Consider the following 5,232-nt stretch of genomic DNA (forward strand, 5'->3'; position numbering starts at 1 on the left):
CCAGGCAGGAGTAGCTGGCGCAGGGCGCCCGAGGGTCCGGCGTACACGTCAGATCTAGGTGCCGGTGCAACGTTGTCGTGCATCCCTTCAGGATGTGCACGTACCGGGAGCCGACCTCGACCACGAGCAGGCGGGAACTTTTCTGTGGGTGGGGTCGCAGTTCACAGCCTTTCAGTGCGACCTGAAGGGCGGTGAACTGCGGTCGGTGGGTCAGCGGGCGGCGGTGAAGGTCACCGGCAGGTACCTGGCTTGGCGTACGCCGGCGAGCTCGTAGCGTGGCTCCTCGCCGGGGGTGATCCAGTAGTCGGGGATCCGGCGGTGGAACTGGTCGACGGCGGTGCGCAGCTCGAGGCGGGCCAGGTGCGAGCCGAGGCAGCGGTGCACGCCGGAGGCGAAGGCGATGTGCCGGTTGGCGGGACGGTCAAGCCGCACTTCGAGGGGCGACTCGAAGGTGGCGGGATCGACGTTGGCGCTGGCCCAGCACAGGAAGACCATCTCGCCCCGGCGGACCGGGACGCCGTTGATCTCGGTGTCCTCGGTGGCCCAGCGGGGTCCGCTGGCCGGCACGGGGCTCTCGAAACGCATCAGCTCCTCGATCGCGGCCGGCAGCATTGACGGGTCGGCAACGACGCGGCGCCGCTTGTCCGGATGGGCCGCGAACCACGCGAAGAGGCACGACAGCGACGACGTCACGGTGTCGAGCCCGGCGATCGTGAACAGGTGCATGATGTTGACGATCTCGTCGTCGGACAGCCGCTCGCCGTCGAGCTCGAACCTCATGAACTCACCGATCAGGTCGTCCCGGGGGGCGCCTTCCCGGCGGCGCTCGTCCAGCCGTTGCCGGAGCCGCTCCCGCATCCGGTCGCCGGCCTCGACGCCGATCGCGTCCTTCTCCTCCATGGTCGTTCCCTCGTTCTTGAGGATGCGATCCTTCATCGCAACGAGGAAATCCATGTCCGCCAGCGGCATCCCGAACAGCGTCAGGAAGATCGTGGACGGCAGCGGCACGCAGAAAGCGTCATGCAGCTCCACCCGGCCGTCGGCCACGAACCCCTCGATGAGCTCGTCGGCGAGCTTGCGGATCTCCGACTCCATCGGCGCGACCTTCTTCGGCGCCAGCAACGGATCGAGCAGCCGGCGGTAACGGCGGTGCTCCTCACCGTCCACGTGCAACGGAGGCAGCGGCCCGCGCGAACCCATCCCCAACGGAAGCCAGGTATCCGGGTGGCTCGACACCAGCGCGGGATGACGGCCCGCGGCCACGACGTCGTCCATCAGGAAGAAGCCGACGCCCATGTCCCAGCGCACGACCGGCGACTCCCGGCGGAGCCGATCGATGATCGACTGGGCGGCCCGCACGTCGAACGCACCATTCGACTCATAGGCGATCATCGCCCTTAACGCCGGCTCCATCTCGCTGTAAAGGATCTCAACGACGTCATCACGCATCGGGACTCCTCCAGGTGGGGTGCGGGGTGGGAGCGATCATCCGAGCATCACCGCGGACGGCGAGGGCCCCACGGGGCGCAGAGCGGTGCCCACGGCGGCCGGACGATCACGTGCATCAGACTGGCCGGACCGGCCAGGAGCGGCGGGCCGGCTAGTCGCCGGTCGGCAACTCGTCGGTCGGCAACTCGTCCTGCCACGAGTCGTCGAAGTACATCGCCACCCGGGAGAGCGATCCGCCGTCGACCGCCGGCAAGCACACGCCGGACATGTACGCCGAGTCGTCGGAGGCCAGGAACAGCGCGACCGCGGCGTTGTCGGCGAGCCGGGGTGGCCGGTCGAGCTTAAGCGGGATCGGCGACACGGCGGGGTCCCACGGTCCGGCCGCCTCCTCATAGGACAGCCCCAGGACCTCGGCTTCGGGCGGCAGCATGAAGTTGACGGACATGCCGTGGGTCGGGCACAACGCGTTCACCCGGATGCCGTATTTGCCAAGGTCGATGGATGCGTGCCGGACAAGGCTGTTGACCCCGCCCTTGGCGGCGCCGTACGACCCGAAGCCGGGGTAGGCGACGAGCGAGCTGGCGGACGAGGTGACGACGATGGTCCCGCCGCCCTGCCCCTTCATGACCCGCGTCGCGTGCTTGATCGCGAAGAACACGCCGCGCAGCAGCACATGCTGGACGTCGTCCCAGCCCTCGGCCGTGACGTCCTCCAGCGGGATCCGGCCGAAGCCCTTCGGCGGGATGCCCGCGTTGGCGAACATGACATCGAGGCGGCCGAACTCCTCGACCGCGGCACGCACGCCGGCCTCGACGTCAGCCTCGGAGCGAACGTCGAGGGTGCGGGCCACGGCCTTGCCGCCGCGCTCCGCGATGAGCGCCGCGGCATCCTCGGCCCGCCTGGTGATCTTGTCGGTGACGACGATGGAGGCGCCTTCCCGGGCGAACAGTAAAGCGCTCTCCCGTCCCAGTCCTGCCCCGGCGCCGGTGATCAGAACCACTTTGTCCTGCAGCCGCATCTCTTACTCCTCAGTGGTGGTCGGTGGACGTTGTTCGGGGGACGTCGGATACCCGGTGGATGCCCGGTGGATGCATCGCGAGACAGAGGAGGCGCAGGCTCCGGGCCGCTACCTGGGCCGACGAGCCGGGGCCCCGCGCAGCATGAGGCGCTGGGTGCGCAGCGGACAGGCGTCGAGGAGGTAGCCGAAGCTAGCCACGCGCGTTCTCGCCGATGATCGCTATGGCCCGCTCAGGGCACGACCCGACGGCGCGGCGGGCGGCGGGCATGACGTCGTCGGTCAGCTCTCCATCGCTGATCACGCGCCCGTAGCCGTTCTCGTCGTCGGTGAAAAGGTCGGGAGCCACCATGTAACACAGGCCGTGGCCGGCGCACGTGACCCGGTCAATCGCGGGCCTCACCGCGGACCTACCGGCGGGAAGATCAACGGGAGAGCATTCAACCCGAGCGTTCCTCGCGGCCACGTCACCCGCGACGACGCACCGGTGGCGAGGTCGTAGTCGGGGGTCGGGTGGTAGCGGGTCTGCTCCGGCGGGTCGAACGCGAGGGGCACGAGCGGCAGCGGGCTCGCGAGGACGTCGACCGCCTTCTTGGACGAAAACACCGTCGGCTGCCGCAACGCGGTCTCGATGGTCTCGATGGTCTCGATGTCCGTCAGCGCAAGATCGCCGTCGAGCTCCACCGTGCGGCCGTGGGCGCGGATCAGACGCCTGGCAGCGTCACGATCACGCTCGAGGGGAAAACCAGCTAAAATGATCTTCTCGTTACCTTGCCCGTCCGCCATCAGAGTCCTTCCGGATTGTCCGATATCAGGCCATCGCCGGCCCGGTGCCACGGGTACCTCCTCCTCGTCACCGGGCGTAGAGCGGTCGAGTGTGGCCAGCGTCGCATCCGATCATGTGAGACAGATTGCCCCACTGCGTTCCTGTGAGTCAAGATGTCTCATAGTCTTCGAGGCGTGGACACGGCCGACGACGCACGCACCGTCCGCACCCGCGCCGCGGTGCATGAGGCCATGCGGTTGCTGTTTGCGGAAGAGGGGCCTGCCGCGTTGACGCACCAGCGCGTAGCTCAACGGGCCGAGGTAGGCCGAGCGACGATCTACCGGCACTGGCCACGACAGATCGACCTGGTCACCGAGGCTCTGACCGTCGTCGAACAGCCGATGTTCCACTCCGGCGAGGGACCCCTGCGGGCCTGGCTGGGTCGCGAGCTGATCCGGTTCGCGGCTGATCTGGCCCAGCCGGTCGTTCAGCAGTTCCTTTCGACCGTCATCGGCGCCGCCGACCAGAATCCGACCGTGGCCGATCTCCGGGACGACCTCCTGCGCCGCACCTCGGCGGTACTGCACAGCGCGTTCGAACAGGCCGAGACCGAGGGAGAGACAGTGCCGCGACGCGACTACGACGAGCTGCTCGCCCAGATACTCGGTCCAGTGATCTTCCGCGTGACGATCCAGCGCGGGGTAACCGACCGCGACTTCATCGACAGACTCGTCGACGCGGCGCTCCCCTCCGCCTTGTAGCGCCTACTACACCCGCCCGATCATTGTCGGTAAGGTTGGCGCGCGACCATCGGTCTTCGCGTAGCGGCCTTCCAGAGTGGCACCGAACAGCTCGTATTCGGGAACGCGGTAGCCGATGCTCAGGCCTAGGCCGAGGTCGAGCCGGCCGCCAGGAATCCGAGCGGCTGGGTCAGATAACCGTCGTCGAACACCTTGGTGTTCGCTCGCCCACACCGAGTGGACACCAAGGTGTTCGGCTTCCTGGCACATCTCCAGGGTGAACCCGTAAAGCCGGGAGAAATCCCTGCCTTGGCCGGGAGGATTGCGCAGGTCGAAGTAGATGCCGACGTTCACCGCTCACGTCCCGTCGTGCGCTTGGCGGCTGACCGGTGCGGCCGTGAGGAGTGGCCAGAGCATGCTCTGTCCCTGCGCGACGACATGGCGTCCGAGGACGGTGCTCCAGTAGCGTTCCGAGCCGTACTCGTCGCGCCAGGACCACAGCCGGCGGGTGAAGTACTGAAGCGGGAACTCCATCGTCAGCCCGATCGCGCCGTGGATCTGATGGGCCCGGGCCGCGACCTCACCGGCTGCCCGGCCCGCGATCAGTTTCGCTGCCGCCACCGTCATGATCGCCTCGCGGGACGGCGGGCCACCGACCGCCACACCGCCGCCACCCCCCAGAGACGCGCGATCCCGTACATGCACACCACCCGTCTCGCCCACGGCACCCGCCACACCTGCGTGGCCGGCCTCGGCCGCGACGAGCGCCTCGGTCGCCGTCTGGGCTGCGTGGCCGGCCAGCGCCGACTCCTCGGCGAGGAGCGCCAGATGCCGGCCGACCGCCTGAAACCGCCGGATGGGCTGGCCGAACTGCGTCCGCTGAGCGGCAAACGCCGTGGTCGCCACAACGATGTGCTCCATGGCCCCGGCCATCAGCAACGATCGGCTCAGTGCGCCGCGCAGCAATAACGCCTCGGCATTCACCCCGGCCGGGGGGACACCGACTGCCACGGCGACGGCGCCGTCGAAGACGACGGTGTCGAGCGGCTCGCCGGCGAGGTTGCGACCGGGTCTCACCTCAAGCGCATCCCTGGCGACCAAGGCGACGACCGCACCGCCGTCGTCGCGGTCGCACAGGACGACGAGGTGCCCGGCAACCCGCGCCCACGGCACCCGGGCCGTGCCCGTCAGCGTCGGCGCGTCACCGGGGCCCACGCAGGAGATCCGCCCCGCCCCCGGCGGCACGACGGCCAGCGCGGCGC

General features: G+C 68.9%; 6 protein-coding genes and 1 pseudogene. 1 reads left to right on the forward strand and 6 read right to left on the reverse strand.

Translation table 11 applies throughout. The features are described 5' to 3' along the window. Positions 1-210 precede the first annotated feature (210 nt). The 4 genes and pseudogenes from U9980_RS21555 to U9980_RS21570 form a co-directional block, all read right to left on the reverse strand. Positions 211-1,449, reverse strand: a complete 1,239-nt coding sequence (locus U9980_RS21555) for a cytochrome P450 (protein WP_322769586.1) — start codon at positions 1,447-1,449, stop codon at positions 211-213. Between the two features lie 151 nt (positions 1,450-1,600). Further along, the gene (locus tag U9980_RS21560) at positions 1,601-2,467 is read right to left on the reverse strand and encodes an SDR family NAD(P)-dependent oxidoreductase (RefSeq protein ID WP_322769587.1); all 867 of its coding nucleotides are present in this window, start codon (positions 2,465-2,467) and stop codon (positions 1,601-1,603) included. Positions 2,468-2,657: 190 nt separating this feature from the next. After that, positions 2,658-2,867 (reverse strand): ferredoxin, encoded by a 210-nt coding sequence (locus tag U9980_RS21565; protein ID WP_322755376.1) that lies wholly within the window; start codon positions 2,865-2,867, stop codon positions 2,658-2,660. 113 nt (positions 2,868-2,980) lie between these two features. Next, positions 2,981-3,250 (reverse strand): annotated as a pseudogene (locus U9980_RS21570) (cytochrome P450); the annotation flags it as partial. Between the two features lie 174 nt (positions 3,251-3,424). Between U9980_RS21570 and U9980_RS21575 the strand changes: the two are divergent. Then, a complete protein-coding gene (locus U9980_RS21575) occupies positions 3,425-3,991 on the forward strand; it encodes a TetR/AcrR family transcriptional regulator (RefSeq protein ID WP_322769589.1) in 567 nt (188 codons plus the stop codon). A 6-nt stretch (positions 3,992-3,997) separates the two neighbouring features. On the opposite strand, the gene U9980_RS21580 is transcribed toward U9980_RS21575, so the two are convergent. Continuing rightward, the gene (locus U9980_RS21580) at positions 3,998-4,324 is read right to left on the reverse strand and encodes a hypothetical protein (protein WP_322769590.1); all 327 of its coding nucleotides are present in this window, start codon (positions 4,322-4,324) and stop codon (positions 3,998-4,000) included. 3 nt (positions 4,325-4,327) lie between these two features. Further along, positions 4,328-5,232 (reverse strand): acyl-CoA dehydrogenase family protein (locus U9980_RS21585; protein ID WP_322769591.1); only part of this gene is annotated, 905 nt, incomplete at its 5' end.

The organism is Protofrankia sp. Cr1 (assembly GCF_963555865.1).
GTDB lineage: Bacteria > Actinomycetota > Actinomycetes > Frankiales > Frankiaceae > Protofrankia.

What these genes read in the sequence shown, in the direction of transcription:
- U9980_RS21555 (WP_322769586.1), bottom strand. Translation starts at nt 1,449, where the DNA reads ATGCGTGATGACGTCGTTGAGATCCTTTACAGCGAGATGGAGCCGGCG.
- U9980_RS21560 (WP_322769587.1), bottom strand. Translation starts at nt 2,467, where the DNA reads ATGCGGCTGCAGGACAAAGTGGTTCTGATCACCGGCGCCGGGGCAGGA.